At 37.4% G+C, this 16,196-nt stretch carries 13 protein-coding genes, 1 pseudogene and 1 riboswitch; of the genes and pseudogenes, 6 read left to right on the top strand and 8 right to left on the bottom strand.

Annotation, left to right across the window (positions count from 1 at the left end):
- The first annotated feature begins 340 nt into the window (after positions 1 to 340).
- Positions 341 to 1,774 (top strand): amidase, encoded by a 1,434-nt coding sequence (locus tag ACZ5N5_RS10075; protein WP_464373728.1) that lies wholly within the window; start codon positions 341 to 343, stop codon positions 1,772 to 1,774.
- Between the two features lies 1 nt (position 1,775).
- Here the strand turns inward: ACZ5N5_RS10075 and ACZ5N5_RS10070 are convergent, their stop codons facing one another.
- Positions 1,776 to 2,378: a dihydrofolate reductase family protein gene (locus ACZ5N5_RS10070; protein ID WP_109983890.1), complete on the bottom strand. Its 603-nt coding sequence runs from the start codon at positions 2,376 to 2,378 to the stop codon at positions 1,776 to 1,778.
- 129 nt (positions 2,379 to 2,507) lie between these two features.
- Complete coding sequence (locus ACZ5N5_RS10065) at positions 2,508 to 3,212, bottom strand: hypothetical protein (protein ID WP_054861512.1); 705 nt, start codon at positions 3,210 to 3,212, stop codon at positions 2,508 to 2,510.
- A 204-nt stretch (positions 3,213 to 3,416) separates the two neighbouring features.
- Positions 3,417 to 3,517, top strand: a riboswitch (SAM riboswitch).
- A gap of 72 nt (positions 3,518 to 3,589) precedes the next feature.
- On the opposite strand from ACZ5N5_RS10065, the gene ACZ5N5_RS10060 reads away from it, so the two are divergent.
- Complete coding sequence (locus tag ACZ5N5_RS10060) at positions 3,590 to 4,354, top strand: SDR family NAD(P)-dependent oxidoreductase (protein ID WP_054788909.1); 765 nt, start codon at positions 3,590 to 3,592, stop codon at positions 4,352 to 4,354.
- Between the two features lie 25 nt (positions 4,355 to 4,379).
- Positions 4,380 to 5,675, top strand: a pseudogene (locus tag ACZ5N5_RS10055) (Na+/H+ antiporter NhaC family protein).
- A 43-nt stretch (positions 5,676 to 5,718) separates the two neighbouring features.
- Here ACZ5N5_RS10055 and abc-f read toward each other — a convergent pair.
- The 4 genes from abc-f to ACZ5N5_RS10035 form a co-directional block, all read right to left on the bottom strand.
- On the bottom strand, positions 5,719 to 7,353 hold the full coding sequence (abc-f, locus tag ACZ5N5_RS10050) for a ribosomal protection-like ABC-F family protein (protein WP_464373727.1): 1,635 nt from the start codon (positions 7,351 to 7,353) through the stop codon (positions 5,719 to 5,721).
- A gap of 173 nt (positions 7,354 to 7,526) precedes the next feature.
- A complete protein-coding gene (locus ACZ5N5_RS10045; RefSeq protein WP_464373776.1) occupies positions 7,527 to 7,622 on the bottom strand; it encodes an RAxF-45 family protein in 96 nt (31 codons plus the stop codon).
- Positions 7,623 to 7,784: 162 nt separating this feature from the next.
- The gene (locus tag ACZ5N5_RS10040; RefSeq protein ID WP_181397454.1) at positions 7,785 to 7,943 is read right to left on the bottom strand and encodes a hypothetical protein; all 159 of its coding nucleotides are present in this window, start codon (positions 7,941 to 7,943) and stop codon (positions 7,785 to 7,787) included.
- A gap of 121 nt (positions 7,944 to 8,064) precedes the next feature.
- Positions 8,065 to 9,660: a xylulokinase gene (locus tag ACZ5N5_RS10035; RefSeq protein WP_054788914.1), complete on the bottom strand. Its 1,596-nt coding sequence runs from the start codon at positions 9,658 to 9,660 to the stop codon at positions 8,065 to 8,067.
- Between the two features lie 333 nt (positions 9,661 to 9,993).
- Between ACZ5N5_RS10035 and ACZ5N5_RS10030 the strand changes: the two genes are divergently transcribed.
- Both ACZ5N5_RS10030 and ACZ5N5_RS10025 read left to right on the top strand, forming a co-directional pair.
- Positions 9,994 to 10,908, top strand: a complete 915-nt coding sequence (locus ACZ5N5_RS10030) for an iron-hydroxamate ABC transporter substrate-binding protein (protein ID WP_109983894.1) — start codon at positions 9,994 to 9,996, stop codon at positions 10,906 to 10,908.
- Between the two features lie 542 nt (positions 10,909 to 11,450).
- Positions 11,451 to 12,602: an AI-2E family transporter gene (locus ACZ5N5_RS10025; RefSeq protein ID WP_109983895.1), complete on the top strand. Its 1,152-nt coding sequence runs from the start codon at positions 11,451 to 11,453 to the stop codon at positions 12,600 to 12,602.
- Positions 12,603 to 12,646: 44 nt separating this feature from the next.
- On the opposite strand, the gene ACZ5N5_RS10020 is transcribed toward ACZ5N5_RS10025, so the two are convergent.
- A complete protein-coding gene (locus ACZ5N5_RS10020) occupies positions 12,647 to 12,994 on the bottom strand; it encodes an ASCH domain-containing protein (protein WP_054788915.1) in 348 nt (115 codons plus the stop codon).
- 377 nt (positions 12,995 to 13,371) lie between these two features.
- On the opposite strand from ACZ5N5_RS10020, the gene ACZ5N5_RS10015 reads away from it, so the two are divergent.
- Positions 13,372 to 14,256 (top strand): glycine betaine ABC transporter substrate-binding protein, encoded by an 885-nt coding sequence (locus ACZ5N5_RS10015; RefSeq protein WP_109983896.1) that lies wholly within the window; start codon positions 13,372 to 13,374, stop codon positions 14,254 to 14,256.
- Between the two features lie 250 nt (positions 14,257 to 14,506).
- On the opposite strand, the gene betA is transcribed toward ACZ5N5_RS10015, so the two are convergent.
- On the bottom strand, positions 14,507 to 16,192 hold the full coding sequence (betA, locus tag ACZ5N5_RS10010; RefSeq protein ID WP_464373726.1) for a choline dehydrogenase: 1,686 nt from the start codon (positions 16,190 to 16,192) through the stop codon (positions 14,507 to 14,509).
- Between the last annotated feature and the right edge of the window lie 4 nt (positions 16,193 to 16,196).

The following is a 16,196-nucleotide window of genomic DNA, read 5'->3' as shown; positions in this document are numbered from 1 at the left end:
ATATTCCGTCTCTAAACTTCAGCCCTCCTTTCTTTAAAGATAGTTTCATCATATCATGTATGCGCTTACAGTAAATAATCATTATTTCAGATAAATGTTATTTATGTAATAATTAACCATCAGAAGTGAGTGGTGTTTATTTTTTAGTACAAAATGACCATCATTGTTGATGAATTCAGCAAAATACGACATGGATATACCGCAATTTTTGCAGATACCTTTTTTTGGCTATTTTAGTCTATAGCTAACATAATGATTATTACTTCTAGGGTTATATCGTAGGTTCATTTTTTCTGTTATGCTATTCTAAATGAATTACTAAAAACAAGGAGGTCTACAATTGAAACAATTTGATGATTTACTTGGATTAGATGCACTAGGTCAAAAACAGCTACTTGATAATAAAGAACTTACTCCCGTTGAACTTACCGACTTTTATATTTATCAAATAGAAAAATATAACCCGATACTAAATGCAGTGGTTCTCGAAATGTTTGAAAGTGGTCGAGAACAAGCAAAGAAAATGCAAGCTACTAATGGAAAAGTTGCGGGACTTCCATTTCTGATAAAAGATTTAAATGCCATTAAAGGGGCTAGGCATACAAGTGGTTCTGTTATGCTCCAGGATGTCATCGCACCTGAAAATGATGAAATTGTTAACCGATTTGAACAAGCTGGCCTCATCTTCCTTGGAAAAACCAATACACCTGAATTTGGCTTTCTTCCTACCACTGAGCCCGAGCTTTTCGGTCCAACGAGAAACCCTTGGGATCTCGAACGCTCTCCAGGTGGCTCAAGTGGGGGATCCGCAGCAGCCGTAGCCGCTGGATTAATACCCTTTGCTCATGCTAACGATGGTGGAGGATCGATTCGAATTCCAGCATCTGCTTGCGGATTGTTCGGTTTTAAGCCAAGCCGAGGGCGTTTGCCATATAGCCCTTATGTGAATCATTTCTCCATTAATCATGCAGTTACAAGGTCTGTTAGGGATAGTGCTGCATTGTTAGATATCTTAAATGGAGTTGGAAAACATACAATATATCCAAGCTTCAAGACATATACGAATTTTTTAGAGAACGTAACGAAAAAAACAAATAAACTAAAGATTGCTGTTCGCTATCAGACTAATTCTCATGTTTCATTTGACAATGATACAAGAAAGAATATGGAAGAAACAGTAGAGTTAATGAAGGATTTGGGACATGAAGTCGTGGACAAAATGCCAACATTTGATTTAGATTCACTCGCACATCACTTTATTAATATTTGGCTTGGAAGTGGCTCTACCATTATAAAACATTCTGGACTAATGATAGGCCAAGAGGTGAATCGTGATAATGTAGAAAAGCTTACTTATGAGATTTTGGAATTCGGTAAAAATTTATCAGCCCTAGAATATGAGGAGTCACGTGTTTATATTCAAAGCGAAGCACAAAAAATATTAGAATTCTTTGAAGAAATAGATGTATGGATGACTCCAACCTTGAATCAGTTACCAAAAAAAATCGGAGAAAACAAAGAGACTAAGCAAACGGCCTATCAACAAATGTTAAATAATATGCTAGATTACAATCCACTAATGCCAATTGCTAATGCTACGGGACAGCCTGCAATGAGTGTTCCAACCTATTGGACTGAAGATGGATTACCGGTTGGGACCCACTTCTTTGCTAGACTCGGTGAAGATGACCTGTTACTTCAGCTAGCTGCCCAAATCGAAGAAAGACAGCCTTGGTTTCATCATTATAAAAAGATTAGAAAAAGTCTCTTGTAAATTAATACAAGAGACTGTATTTTAGATGAGTCACATTATCAGCAGCAATCGTTTCTATATTTTTAAGCTTTACTTTGCTATTTTGCTCAAATAAGCGAATTCCTCCACCAAGCAGAACTGGCGATACATGTAGTAGCATTTCATCCAATAGACCTTCTTGAATACATTGCTGTGCAATATGTGCGGTCCCGATACTAATATTTTTATCCTGCGCTGCTTTCTTCGCTTGCTCAACTGCACTTTTTATCCCATCTGTAACGAAGGTGAACGTTGTATTCTCTTCTATATAACTATCTGGTTTTTGATGTGTTACAACAAAGATAGGAATACCTTGAATTGGATGACTTCCACCCCATCCTTTTACAATATCGAAGGTTCTCCTCCCAACTATCATCGCGCCTGTATTAGCTACCGTATTGTCAAAAACTTTTTTATTTGTACTAGAAAGCTTGAAGAAATCGTTATAACTGCTTGATTCATTACCATCAAATAACCAATTTTGAATAAACTCTCCACCATCACCTAATGGCTGGATCTGACTATCATTTTGACCACTAATATAACCATCCAGAGACATCGAGATATCTAAAACAACTTTGCCCATTATCCTCCACCTTTCAAACAAAACTTTATCTTTAGCTTAACATATATTCCGAGGAGAAATTTCTTGTATCTTGCTAATAGTGACAGAGTTAGCTAAACAATAAAAAAGCAAGAGGTGTACTCCTGCTTTTTAAAATGCTGAAAAATCAATTCCATTCAATAAATGTGTAGCAACAATTAAGACTAATAGGTAGCCCGCAATTGTCCAGTACAAATCAAATTTCGGTTTTCTCATATGTACAAGGTAAAGATAAATATGAATTACCCCATAGAGCATTAAGGCAAAAACATATGTAACGACAAACAAATCTACCATTAAAAATCCGAAAAATAAAATCACTAAACAAAAAACTAATGTAAAAGGAATATTCACAATCGCATATTTCGTTAACAATTCTTTATGATCCATTTTACGATCTCCGAAATACATTAAAAGTAAGTAAAGAGAAAAATAGCCGATTGCAAAGGTAATCATCCAAGATAAGATGCTCGTTATGATAAACATTACGCCCACATCTGCAAATAAGCTGAGCATTCCCTCAAATCCAAATTTATAGAAAAGAAAATAACAAATACCTATCAATAATGATAATGATAATAAAATTAGTGCACTCGTTTCCATACGGATTGTTCGAGTAGAGCTCACGATAGCATGTGGTCTTAAAATCGCATCCTTCAGAATACCCTTTGTCTCTTTTACACTTTCTCCAAAATCAAAATTTATGGAGGAATTGTTCTCTTTTTTCTCCTCATTTGAAACAAATCGTTCCTTTTCTGTTTCCTGTTCCTCTGCTACTTCCGTTTGTTGTAAATCTTCGGTGTTATGCTTCTCCATTCCATCACCTCTTAAAATAATATATTATATCACTCTTATAACCTACCATTAAATTGTCATTCATTCAATATTTTTCCCATCGTTTAGTAGCAGAGAGAATGATTAACGAAAGAATGGCAAATTTTACAGGTGTAATTCCTAGTGAAACACTTGACTATAACTTGTTTCTAGTTGTAAACTAAAGAGCATTAACTTTCCTATATGTTCTTATCTAGAGAGGGGGAGGGACTGGCCCTATGAATCCTCGGCAACAACTCTTAAGAGTAATGTGCCAATTCCAGTAGCAAATAGCTAACAGATAAGAAGAGACATTCATCTTACTTCACCCTCTTCTTGCTTTTGAAGAGGGTTTTTTATTATAGAAAAGAGGTTATTCTATGCTCAAAGTTGATTTATCTGGAAAGGTCGCCATCGTTACAGGTGGAGCAAACGGTATTGGAAAGTCTATTGTTCAGGCTCTTTTATCATCTAACGCAAAGGTTGCCGCTATTGATATTCAAGAAACCAAGCAGACAGATGATGAAAATTTATTCTATTTCCAGGCAGATGTCTCTAACAAAAATGATGTCCATAATATGATAAAACAGGTTATTCATCATTTTGGAAAAATAGATATCCTAGTGAACAATGCTGGCATTTCGACAATGGATTACTTTACGGAGATAAAAGAAGAAGATTGGGATAAAACAATGGATATAAATGCTAAAGGTGTGCAATTATGTAGCCAAGTCGTTGCGAATAAACTGAAGGATCAAGGCTTTGGAGGTAAAATTATCAATATTGCTTCACAGGCTGGAAAAAACGGCTATCGCCTAATGGGGAGCTATGTTGCCTCTAAGCATGCAGTCATTGGGCTTACTAAAGTGATGGCTCTCGAGCTTGCGCAAGACCAAATTAATGTGAATGCCGTCTGTCCTGGTATTATTGAAACGGACATGAAACGTAAAGAACGAGTGATTGGTGGTAATTTGAGGGGTTTGAATGAAGAAGCAATTAGAGAAGAGGACTTTTCACAGGTGCCACTTGGAAGAACAGGAACTCCTGAAGATGTCGCATATGTGGTGGTCTTTTTAGCCTCAAAATATTCGAATTACATGACAGGACAAGCAATTAACATAACTGGTGGCATGACCATGCATTAACCTATATAAACAGGAGGAATACAACATGACTCAACAGACTAAAGGGAAGGCCTCGGCATTATTCCCCTTACTCATATTTATATTGTTATTTATCGGCACAGGAGTGTTGACAAAGGATTTTTCTAATATGCCACTGAATGTGGCGGTCATTATTGCGGCAGCTGTTGCCATTTTCATGAATCGCAAAGTAAAACTAGCTAAAAAAATTGAAATCTTCACAAAGGGGGCTGGGCATGAAAATATTATGCTAATGTGCATCATTTTTGTGCTTGCAGGTGCCTTTTCGGAAGTAGCAAAAGGTATGGGCGCAGTTGATGCGACCGTGAACCTTGGGCTTTCCCTCCTACCTGCAAACCTTTTAATGGTAGGATTATTTTTAATTGGTTGTTTTATCTCCATTACAATGGGGACATCGATGGGAACTGTCGTCGCACTTGCTCCTATTGGAATTGGTATTGCTGATCAAACGGATATTCCTATGGCATTAGCAATGGCTACTGTGATTGGTGGGGCTATGTTTGGTGATAATCTATCGATGATTTCGGATACTACGATCGCTTCCGCACGAACCCAAAACACTTCGATGAGCGATAAGTTTAAAACAAACTTTTTTATCGTTCTTCCCGGCGCATTGATTACTGCACTTATATTATGGTTCATTACTTCAGGAAGTCATATCAATCAATTGGAGGACTATTCTTATAATCTTGCGAAAGTTATACCTTATCTTGCTGTATTAATCGTAGCCATCTTAGGAGTGAATGTGGTAATTGTGTTAATCGGTGGGATTATCCTTGCTGGTGCGATTGGTATCATAGATGGTTCCTACACTGGTTCAACTCTGCTCTAGGCTGCATCACAAGGCGTATTGAATATGGAGGATATTGCAATTGTAGCATTGTTTATCGGAGGAATAATCGGAATTATTCAATACAATGGAGGGATAGATTATTTACTTCATGTAGTTTCTAACAAGATCAAATCGAAAAAAGGGGCTGAATTTGGTATCGCTGGGCTTGTTAGTGTAGCAGATATTAGTACTGCCAATAACACGATTTCCATTATAATGACGGGGCCGTTAGCAAAAGATATTGCAAGCAAGTATAATGTTGACCCAAGAAAATCGGCAAGTATTCTTGATATTTTCGCCGCTTGTTGGCAAGGAATCGTACCATATGGTGGCCAAATGCTGGCAGTGGCAGGACTTGCTTCGATATCACCCTTAAGTATTATGCCTTATTCCTTTTATCCAATATTGCTTGGAATTTGTGGAATTACTGCCATTTTGTTTGGATTCCCTCGTAGAAAAGTGAAACAGTAAATTTAGCCGCATGAAGTCTTTACTCATGCGGCATTTTTTTTTGCTAAGTTCTTTTCTCACTCATTTTTAGCTTAGCCCAGTCATAGTTTCCTTCCCATACATGCACATGCCCATCTTCGATCCAGAAAATCCTATCAAATAATTTATTTAGAAAGTAACGATCATGGGATATTGCAAGAATGGTGCCTTCGTATTGTTCAAGCGTTTCCTCTAATACTTCCAATGAATCTATATCTAAATGGTTCGTAGGCTCATCTAAGATCAATAAATTGGTATCCTGATACATAAGCTGGGCCAATCTCAACCTCATTTTTTCTCCACCACTTAGCTGGGAAACCTTTTTAAATACACTGTAGCCGTAGAATAGAAATTTTGCTAATATCTGTCTTGCCTCCGCTTCTGTTACTTTCACTTCGTCACGAAAGACATCGATTGCCGTTCTGTCTACCATTTTAGAAAAAGTATGCTGTGACAGGTAGCCAATCTTCACATTACTCCCGATCCTTACCTCTCCTTTGTCTGCTTTAAGATGTCCTAAGATTAACTTTAATAACGTAGTTTTTCCTGTTCCATTATTTCCGACGATTGCGGTTCTTTGTTGATACTGAACATGGAGATTGACATCTTGAAAAAGCTGGTTATCAAAAAATGCTTTCGAAACTGCCTTCAGCTGTATCACATCCTTACCACTTCTACTTCCTGCATCGATTTTCAAGTTCATTTTCTTCCGATTTAACACAGGGCGATCCAATTTTTCCATTCTTTCTAATGCTTTTTCCATATTTCTAGCTCTTTTATGGAGACCTTCATTTGGAGGTTTTGCCCTATTCGCCCATTCTCTTAGTCTTTTTATCGTTTCTTTCATTTTCTTCCTTTTCTTTTGCTGTTCTTCATATGCATGAAATTCACGAAGTAAACGAGCTTCTTTTTCCGTTACATAATCAGAATAATTGGTGTCAAAGCTCTCTAGGTCGCCATTCTCGACATGGACAATTCTATTCACCGTTTCATCTAAAAAATACCGATCATGGGATACAATCACCACGGTTCCAGTGAAATTCTTTATATAATTTCCAAGCCATTCTATCGCTGAAACATCTAAATGATTAGTAGGTTCATCCAATAACAATAAATCTGATTCTTTTAATAATATATAGGCCAACCCAGCCTTCGTTTTCTCGCCACCACTAAGTGCCCCTACCGTCTGATCTAACATTCCCTCAATATTTAACCCTTTTGCCACTTTATCGATTTCACTATCGATGGCGTACCCTCCTTTGGATAAATATTGGTCTTGAAATACTCCATATTGCTCGACAAGCTTCTGTAAATCTTTCTCACCCATTTCTTGACTCATACTTTTTTCTAAGTTCCCTATCTTCTTTTCTAATTCAATCAATTCAGAAAAAGCTGTCCGTAAAGCTTCCCTTACAGATATATCTGGTTGAAACATAGAAAATTGAGCAAGGTAGCCAATTCGTGATCCTTTTTTCCAATGGATTTGTCCTTGGTTTGGTAGTTCCTCGCCTGCCAGTAATTTTAGAAGGGTTGATTTTCCACTACCGTTCGGCCCAACCAGCCCTACTCTTTCCTTTTCATTTAATTCCAATGATATATTTTCAAAAATCATATGACCGCCATACATCTTCGTCACTTGATTGATACTACATGCAATCACGATGTCTATCCTCCTGTTCCTATTTTCCCAACAAAAAAAGCCATAGGACATCCCATGGCTTTTTAAAAGCATTGACGACGCATTAATTTAAAAGAGAGCACGAAAAAGACCACTCCCTAGCGTCATCTATATATAATGTGGGTAAGAGATGTTTTCACTGTTTTTGTTACTATTTAGTTGTTAAAAAAGGACATACGTATCCCGTTAACAACTAAAACAGCAAATTTTGCACGGCAAAAATATAGGAATTCAGTCCAAAATCCGTGCACAAAAACAGTATCATTCAACACCTCTATCCACCTCCGCTTCGACTTAAGTTGCTACTATTTTAATATGAATAGCTTATTATTTCAAGCCTTTCTTATTTTGGTTATGAAAAGGTTGGCCAGATGAAAAAGGAGTCTATCCATCCCCTGAATAGACTCCTAATTTTATCTTTGATGGATAATTTGCTTGAGTTCCGCTTGTTCTTTTCGCAGCTCTTTTACTTCCTGCTCCAATAAACCAATCTTATCCGTTAGTGGTTGAAGAGCTTCCTCAAGCATTGATTTCAAACGTAATGCTTTATCATTATTCGGTGATTCCGTCATAGTTGAATCCTCCTCAAGTGTAGACTTTGTGCGTTTCCTTTATCTTTATTTTACCATACAATAAAGGTACTCCCCCACACTTGAAATAAATTCAATTATTTTTCACAATTGGATTTATTCATTAAAGGTTCTCTACTGCTGCTCTTTCTATTGTAAGACCTTTCTTGTATCGTTCCATAAATTGTTCAAATCCTTTAACATCTTTTGGATTAGGGGACAGTGTTTTCACTACCTGACCTGCAAATACCTTGTCATTTAGAAATTCTTCTAGGGATTGATTATCTTCTTTATTGAGCATATAAGAACCAAGTAAGGCAATTCCCCATGCACCACCTTCTCCGGCCGTTTCCATCACGGAAACTGGAACATTAAGTGCAGCCGCTAGCACACTTTGGCCAACACCCTCTGTTTTAAACAAGCCACCATGGCCAAGAATTTCATCTAGTTTTACGCCTTCTTCCTTAAGAAGAATATCCATTCCTATCTTCATTGCACCAAAGGCTGTAAATAATTGAACACGCATGAAATTAGCAAGATTGAAATTACTATCAGAAGAACGAGCAAACAACGGGCGTCCCTCTTCAAAATGGGTCATATGCTCTCCTGATAGATAGCCATAAGATAGAAGTCCGCCACCATCGGCATCACCTTGGAGAGCTTGCTTAAATAAAGCACCGTATAATTGATTTTTATCTAATTTGTTCCCCATAACGCCTGAGAATTCTTCGAATAGACTAACCCATGCATTCAAGTCTGAGGAACAGTTATTAGAATGAGCCATCGCCACCAAATTACCTGTAGGTGTAGTAACGAGATCAATTTCAGGGTGTACTCTAGATAATTCCTTCTCTAAAACAACCATAGCAAATGCAGAGGTACCGGCCGACACGTTTCCAGTGCGTTTGGCTATACTATTCGTAGCAACCATACCTGTTCCAGCATCCCCTTCAGGAGGACATAGAGGAATTCCTGCTTCTAATTCACCACTTATATCGAGTAGCTTTGCTCCCTCATCAGTCAGTACACCCGCATTTTCCCCAGCAACTAATACCCTAGGTAAAAGCTCCTCAAGCTTCCAAGGTAGATTTCTAGATTCAATTAAGCTATTAAATTGTTGTATCATTTCTTGATTATAATTTTTCGCCTCTAAATCAATAGGAAAAACACCAGACGCTTCACCAATACCAAGTACTTTCTGACCTGTTAGCTTCCAATGAACATAACCCGCTAACGTTGTTTGAAAATGTATATCTGATAGGTGATCTTCTTGATTCAAAATGGCTTGATAAAGATGAGCAATACTCCATCTTTGTGGAATATTATAGTTAAAAAGTTCTGTTAATGCTGTGGAAGCCTCTTCGGTTATATTATTTCGCCAAGTGCGGAAAGGTACAAGAAGTTCTCCATCCCTACCGAACACCATGTAGCCGTGCATCATCGCACTAAAGCCAATAGCTCCAATCTTTTTTAGAGAAATTCCGTATTGCTGCTTTACACTTCGTGCCATCTTTTGATAGCTATCTTGTATCCCCTTCCAAATCTCTTCAACACTGTATGTCCACATATTGTCTATATAACTATTTTCCCAATCATGGCTCCCGGAAGCAATTGTCTCATTATCCTTTCCGATAAGAACTGCTTTAATTCTAGTAGACCCAAGCTCGATTCCAAGCACCGTCTTGCCTGATTGAATAGCATTTTTCACTTCTTGACTCATACTGTTTCCCCCAATAGATAAGTTTATTAGTAGATGACCAAAACAAAGATTCTCTTATTATTCGAAAACTCGTCTGTACAACTAATGCAATACTATTAAATAGCCGTTTTTAATCGTATTCGTTTAGTGATAGTTTTCTAAAATATATATTTCTATCATATCATCATGGGTATGTAGCGTCAATCTGCATTTGTCCGTACGTGTTCAAAAATCGCTATTTAATGTGAATTAGGTCTATAAAGTATATTGACATTCCTCTTATTTATGATTAGTATATTTTATGAAGCAATTGAAAATGATTATCATTACTAATTCGAAAAGGAGCCGATCATATTGAAAAAGCTTTTTATACCAATTATAGTTTTATTGACCCTGTCCCTTGGTGCGTGCAGTGGCACAGAGTCTGCCAATACAAGTAATGCATCTGACACAACTAAAGAGACCATTACATATGAATCTGAAACTGGCCCCGTTGAAGTTCCAGATGAACCGAAACGTATTGTGGCACTCACAAATGGTCCAAATGTTCTTTCCTTAGATGGTAATATTGTAGGGATTGATCAATGGACAAAAAACAATCCTCTCTTTCAAGAAAAATTAGAAGGTGTGGAAGTCGTTTCTGAAGAAAATCTTGAGAAAATTCTTGAGCTTGAACCTGATCTCATCATCGCCGGTGCTCAGACTAAAAATATAGACAAGCTGAATGAAATGGCACCAACCGTTGTTTATACTTGGGGTAAATTAGACTATTTAGCTCAACAAATGGAAATCGGAAAACTCTTAAACAAAGAAAAAGAAGCGAATGAATGGGTAGAGAATTTCAAGGACCGTGCTAGTAAAATTGGGGAACAAATCAAGGACAAAATCGGAGAAGATGCCACTGTTTCTGTCATAGAAAGTGGTAATAAAGAATTTTATGTTTTTGGAGATAATTATGCTCGTGGTACAGAAATATTATACCAGGCTATGGGATTAAACATGCCAGAAAAGGTAAAAGAAATGGCACTAGAGTCTGGAGTTCATACATTCTCTACTGAACTACTACCTGAATTTGCAGGTGACTATATTATTCTGAGCAGGGATCCAGAAAAGGAGAATTCGTTCTTAGAAACGGAAACTTGGAAAAACATACCTGCTGTTCAAAATGATCATGTCTATGCAATTGATACAAAAGCTTCTACTTACAGTGATCCTATTACACTAGAATATTTGTTAGAGTTTTTTGAAAAATCCTTCCTTACTAATTAATAGCTTAAGAGTGTTAGGTTCGAGAAATTAATAATAGGATTTGGAGGCTGGGACGAAAGAGTAAGTAAAGAAAGGAAAATCCGAACCTTAATATTTCTGCACGGATACCGCTCCGTCAAAATACTCCGCTTTCCGGGGGCACGGCTTCAGCTCGTGCTGTTCCCACAGGAGTCTCCGTATTTTGACTACGCTAAAGCAGAATAATGTTCGGATTATAGCGCTTGCTGTTTAGTTATGTCCTAGCCCCTTTCTTTTATTCTATTGTTGTAAGTTTTGTAGTTCCTCTAGACTGACAATCCGAGTACTACTTTTCACATCTTCTGGTACGGTAAACCTCGTTAATTTTTCCTATCCATTCTATAGTAGCATCCATATCAATCAGCATGTCACATCTTCTATAAGGTATCGATCACCTTTTTTGTTTAAAATCTTAAAGTTATCAATAGGAAATATAGCAATATTATGGTACATTACTAATGGAAAGACATCGAGATGGCATGTTAGCAAGGTTATATTGTATGATAAGGAGCTGGAGACAGAGAATGGAATCATCAAATAGATTTTTAAAATTTATTGGTGGAAAAAATATTTTTTACATATTAGGTATCTTCATACTTATTGGAATAATGATCTATATTTATACAAAAATTTCATTTATTTTCTATCCATTGGAGGTTATTTTATCTACGATTGTCCCTCCTGTGATTCTCGCTTTTATTGCCTACTATTTGTTGAATCCGATTGTTAACCTACTGGAACAATTTCGTATCAAGCGTATTTGGGGAATTGTAATACTCATTCTCGGAATTAGTGGGGCTTTAACAGGTATTATTTTGTTAACCGCACCAGCTATCGAGGCTCAGGTGAAGGATTTAGTCCAATCCTTTCCAAATTATTTAAAACAATTTGGGGAAAGCTTTACGAATTGGGTACAAAATTCGTTTTTAGGGCCTTATTATGATGAAGGCTATCAATGGTTAATGGATCGTTTAAGCGAGCTGCCACAGTTAATCGGCACTTATATTTCTGACGGTTTTCAAGGCGTGCAAAATGTTGCAAGCAAAGTAACTAGTACAGTTGTGGCCATTGTCACCTTCCCAATTATTTTATTTTTCTTATTAAAAGATGGAGAAAAATTCAAAAACTTTATGATCAAGGTGTTTCCGCCGAAGTTCCGAGATGATACGAAACAAATTCTAAGTAATATGGATACACAAGTTGGTTCTTACATTCAAGGTCAAATCATCGTAGCTACAGTTATTGGGATTCTATTATTCATTGGTTACTTAATTATTGGATTAGATTATGCCTTTACACTAGCTATTGTTGCCGCGATTACGAGCGTAGTTCCTTATTTAGGCCCAACCATCGCGATCATCCCTGCTGTTATTATTGCGATTGTAGACTCGCCATTTATGCTACTAAAGCTAGCGATTGTTTGGATTGCTGTTCAATTTCTAGAAGGAAACTTTGTTTCACCGAACATTATGGGCAAAACCATGCAAATCCATCCATTAACCATTATCCTAGTATTATTGATTGCTGGGAATTTATTTGGAGTCATCGGGGTAATACTAGGTATTCCAGGTTACGCTATTTTAAAGGTTCTTGGCTCGTATCTGTTCTACAAATTCAAGAAGCGATATAACCAATACTATGGCGAAGACCGTGGCCGCTACGATCTAGAGGATTAAGAAAAAAAGCATCTGCTTTTCAGATGCTTTTTTATGTTGTGTGATCATTCCTCAAGTTCACTAAACTCATGTACCCAAACTTCCATTTTGGGCAGCCAAGGCATCCCTGGATGCATGGATAAAATTGATTCCTTATAGGCTTCTAGGCTTTTATAGCCTTCACGCTGCGCATCCTCATCGCTCAATTCTCCAAGAGTTTGTTTATATACGTTATCTATCCGATACTTCTTGTTGTTTAATTCCATAATCTCACCGATATCTGCATATCGTCCATTACGTCTTGTTGCCGTCTTTCTACCCATTAATACTTTTTCCACATCTGCTGGAATGGTAACTAATTTATCAATTGTACAGGTTTTAGGTGGCAATGATGGATTATATTTTTGTTTCATTTTATAACACCTTTCCTTTCTCCTTCTATTTTAGCCTTAAATAGAAAGTTCAGCAATTTTCAAGTGTATGGTTAAGGGAAACGAGCATCATCTAAAAGCTCCTAAAATCACTATTTTGAATTCCTTGCTTTTATAAGAATTAACTAAAATCACGTAATACCTCTTGACATTTAATCTAAACACGTTAAGATAAAAGTATAAAGAACGTTTAAAAAAAATTTAACAAATTTACCAATTAAAATAGACGTACTTACTAATTAGATTGGCCTATTGTTCTTTTGAGCAGAATGTTATTCGGTATAATGATTAAAATATTTCTAAACAATTTATCAATTTGAAATATTTTTAATAAATATATAGAAAAGGAGTTATTTTCAATGAAGAAATCAAAAAAAGCACTCAGTATTATTTTAACACTTTTCGTGATTACTATACTGACAGCATGTGGAGACACTAAGGGTGATTCAGAAAATGGATCAAGTGGAAAAAAGGAAGAAATAACAATTGGGCAAATTAACTGGGCAGAGAATATCGCCGTAACAAATATGTGGAAAGCAATTTTAGAAGATAAGGGCTATAATGTGAAATTAAATGTATTGGATATGGGCATTATGATGGAAGCCTTAGAAAATGCTGAATTGGATGTTAATTTAGAAGTGTGGCTACCTGTCCAAGATGCCAATTATTACGAGAAATATAAGGATACGGTTAATTTTTCTGAGAATACTTGGTTTGACAATGCTAAAGTAGGGTTAGTAGTGCCAAGTTATTTAAATGAAGTGAATAGTATAGAAGATTTAAACGACCATAAAGAACTGTTCGATGGTGAGATTGTTGGCTTTGATCCTGGTGCAGGAACAATGGAAGTGACAAACGAAGTTATTCAAGATTATCATCTTGAGTTTGAACTTTTACCAAGCTCAGAGCCTTCCATGTTAGTTAAGATAAGAGATGCTGTCGAAAACGAAGAACCGATCGTAGCACCGCTTTGGACGCCACATTCCGTCTTCTCCAAATATGATTTAAAATTCTTGGAAGACCCACAAAACACCTACGGAGGAGTAGAGAAAATTCATCATGCTACTAGAGATGGATTTAATGAAGATTATCCAGAGGTTAGTGAATGGTTTAATAATTGGAAGATGAATGATGAACAAATCGGACAACTTATCGACTATGTGGAAAGTGCCGATAAACCACTTGATGGTGCGAAGAAATGGATCGATGAGAATCAAGAATTAGTCAATGAATGGGTAAAGTAAAGGTCAGTGAGGTTCTCACATCTTTAAACAAATGCTTAGCGGCTGTTATGCTTTATCTTTTCGAGGCTTGAGGCAGAGCCTTTTACGGACATTGATTACTATAAATATAAAAATTTTATTCATATCTTGCAGAGGATGTCGTCCTCTGCATTTCTTTATATCCTCTTAAAAGTAGATAGGTATTCTAATAAAAAAGCATCTAATTGCACTACATTTGCAACTAGATGCTTCTTTTTAGTAATTTATTATTTTAGTTCGTTATGGTACCTGCATGAGCAGGATCTAAACCATGACGGTAATAGCTAGCATAAATAGGCTGTAACGGCTGTTTACCAAGAATTAAGTCTGCTGCTTTCTCTGCTAGCATTAACACTGGTGCATGAATATTACCATTCGTAACATAAGGCATTGCAGAGGCATCAGCTACTCGTACATTATCAAGCCCATGAACCTTCATCGTATTAGGATCTACAACAGCCATCGGGTCTGATTCTGGACCCATTTTTGCCGTACATGATGGGTGAAGTGCAGTTTCAGCATCCCTAGCCACCCAATTCAGTATCTCTTCATCCGTCTGGACGGTAGGACCAGGGGAAATCTCTCCTGAATTATATGGTGCCATAGCGGGTTGGGACAGAATCTCCCGAGAAACTCGTATTGCTTCAATCCACTCACGTCGATCCTGCTCAGTAGAAAGGTAATTAAAGACCATGCTTGGATGTTCTTTCGGGTCATTTGACCGAATCTTTAAGGATCCTCGTGCATCAGAATACATAGGTCCTACATGTACTTGGAATCCATGATCTGTGTCTGCCTTTTGTCCATCATACCTTACTGCTACGGGAAGGAAATGAAACATCAAGTTTGGATAATCAACGTCATTATTCGAACGTACAAAACCTCCACCTTCAAAATGGTTAGTTGCCGCTGGACCTTTACGACCGAATATCCATTGTAAGCCGACCCAAGGCATTCTCCATTTCTTTAAGTTAGGCTGTTCAGATACTGGTTTAGGACAAGCATGTTGAATATATACTTCAAGATGATCCTGGAGGTTCTCCCCCACACCAGGAAGATTAATTTTCGGTTTGACTCCAACTGAACGTAGATGTTCTGCATCGCCTACACCTGATAGCTGAAGTAGCTGTGGCGTGTTAATCGCACCACCTGCTAAAATCACTTCTCCCGCTTTTACATGATGGATCTTTCCATTGCGTCGATAGGTTACACCTTCAGCTTTGTTCCCATTTATTTCAATATTGGTCACGAAGGCACGTGTTCTTATTGTAAGGTTCTTACGATTCTTAATCGGATGTAAATAAGCACGAGAAGCTGACAACCGTCTCCCTTTATACACATGCTTATCAAACGGGCCAAACCCTTCTTGACGATAACCATTGACATCCTTAGTCCTGGAATAGCCAGCCTCAACAGCTGCGTCAAAGAAGGCTTGAAATAAAGGATTAGTTGCTGGTCCTCGTTCCAATTTGATCGGGCCATCATGTCCACGAAGCTCATCATCTGCATCTGCTGCTAGAGCATTTTCCAATCGTTTAAAATAAGGAAGACAGTGGGCAAAGTCCCATGTTTCCATACCGGTGTCTGCTCCCCATCGTTCATAGTCCTTCGGATTTCCACGTTGGTAGATCATTCCATTAATAGAGCTTGAGCCTCCAAGCACTTTTCCGCGTGCATGCTTGACGCGCCTTCCATTCATATATGGTTCAGGATCGGATGCGTATTTCCAGTCGTATAAGCTTTTTCCAGCTGGGAATGGAAGTGCTGCTGGCATTTGAATTAATAGATCCCATGGATAGTCACTACGTCCTGCTTCTAATATAAGAACACTGTTTGTTCCATCCTCACTTAGGCGATTACCGAGTACAGAACCTGCACTACCTCCACCGATGATTACATAGTCAAATGTTTCGTTCATTTCA

It is taken from the genome of Gracilibacillus sp. JCM 18966 (genome assembly GCF_055392695.1).
Note: the sequence above shows the minus strand (reverse complement) of the source record. Positions and strands in the feature narration are given on the sequence as shown.

Excerpts from the sequence above, each read along its gene's own strand:
- ACZ5N5_RS10070 (WP_109983890.1), bottom strand. The coding sequence starts at position 2,378 with ATGGGCAAAGTTGTTTTAGATATCTCGATGTCTCTGGATGGTTATATT.
- ACZ5N5_RS10065 (WP_054861512.1), bottom strand. The coding sequence starts at position 3,212 with ATGGAGAAGCATAACACCGAAGATTTACAACAAACGGAAGTAGCAGAG.
- ACZ5N5_RS10060 (WP_054788909.1), top strand. The coding sequence starts at position 3,590 with ATGCTCAAAGTTGATTTATCTGGAAAGGTCGCCATCGTTACAGGTGGA.
- ACZ5N5_RS10040 (WP_181397454.1), bottom strand. The coding sequence starts at position 7,943 with ATGACGGAATCACCGAATAATGATAAAGCATTACGTTTGAAATCAATG.
- ACZ5N5_RS10035 (WP_054788914.1), bottom strand. The coding sequence starts at position 9,660 with ATGAGTCAAGAAGTGAAAAATGCTATTCAATCAGGCAAGACGGTGCTT.
- ACZ5N5_RS10025 (WP_109983895.1), top strand. The coding sequence starts at position 11,451 with ATGGAATCATCAAATAGATTTTTAAAATTTATTGGTGGAAAAAATATT.
- ACZ5N5_RS10020 (WP_054788915.1), bottom strand. The coding sequence starts at position 12,994 with ATGAAACAAAAATATAATCCATCATTGCCACCTAAAACCTGTACAATT.
- ACZ5N5_RS10015 (WP_109983896.1), top strand. The coding sequence starts at position 13,372 with ATGAAGAAATCAAAAAAAGCACTCAGTATTATTTTAACACTTTTCGTG.
- betA (WP_464373726.1), bottom strand. The coding sequence starts at position 16,192 with ATGAACGAAACATTTGACTATGTAATCATCGGTGGAGGTAGTGCAGGT.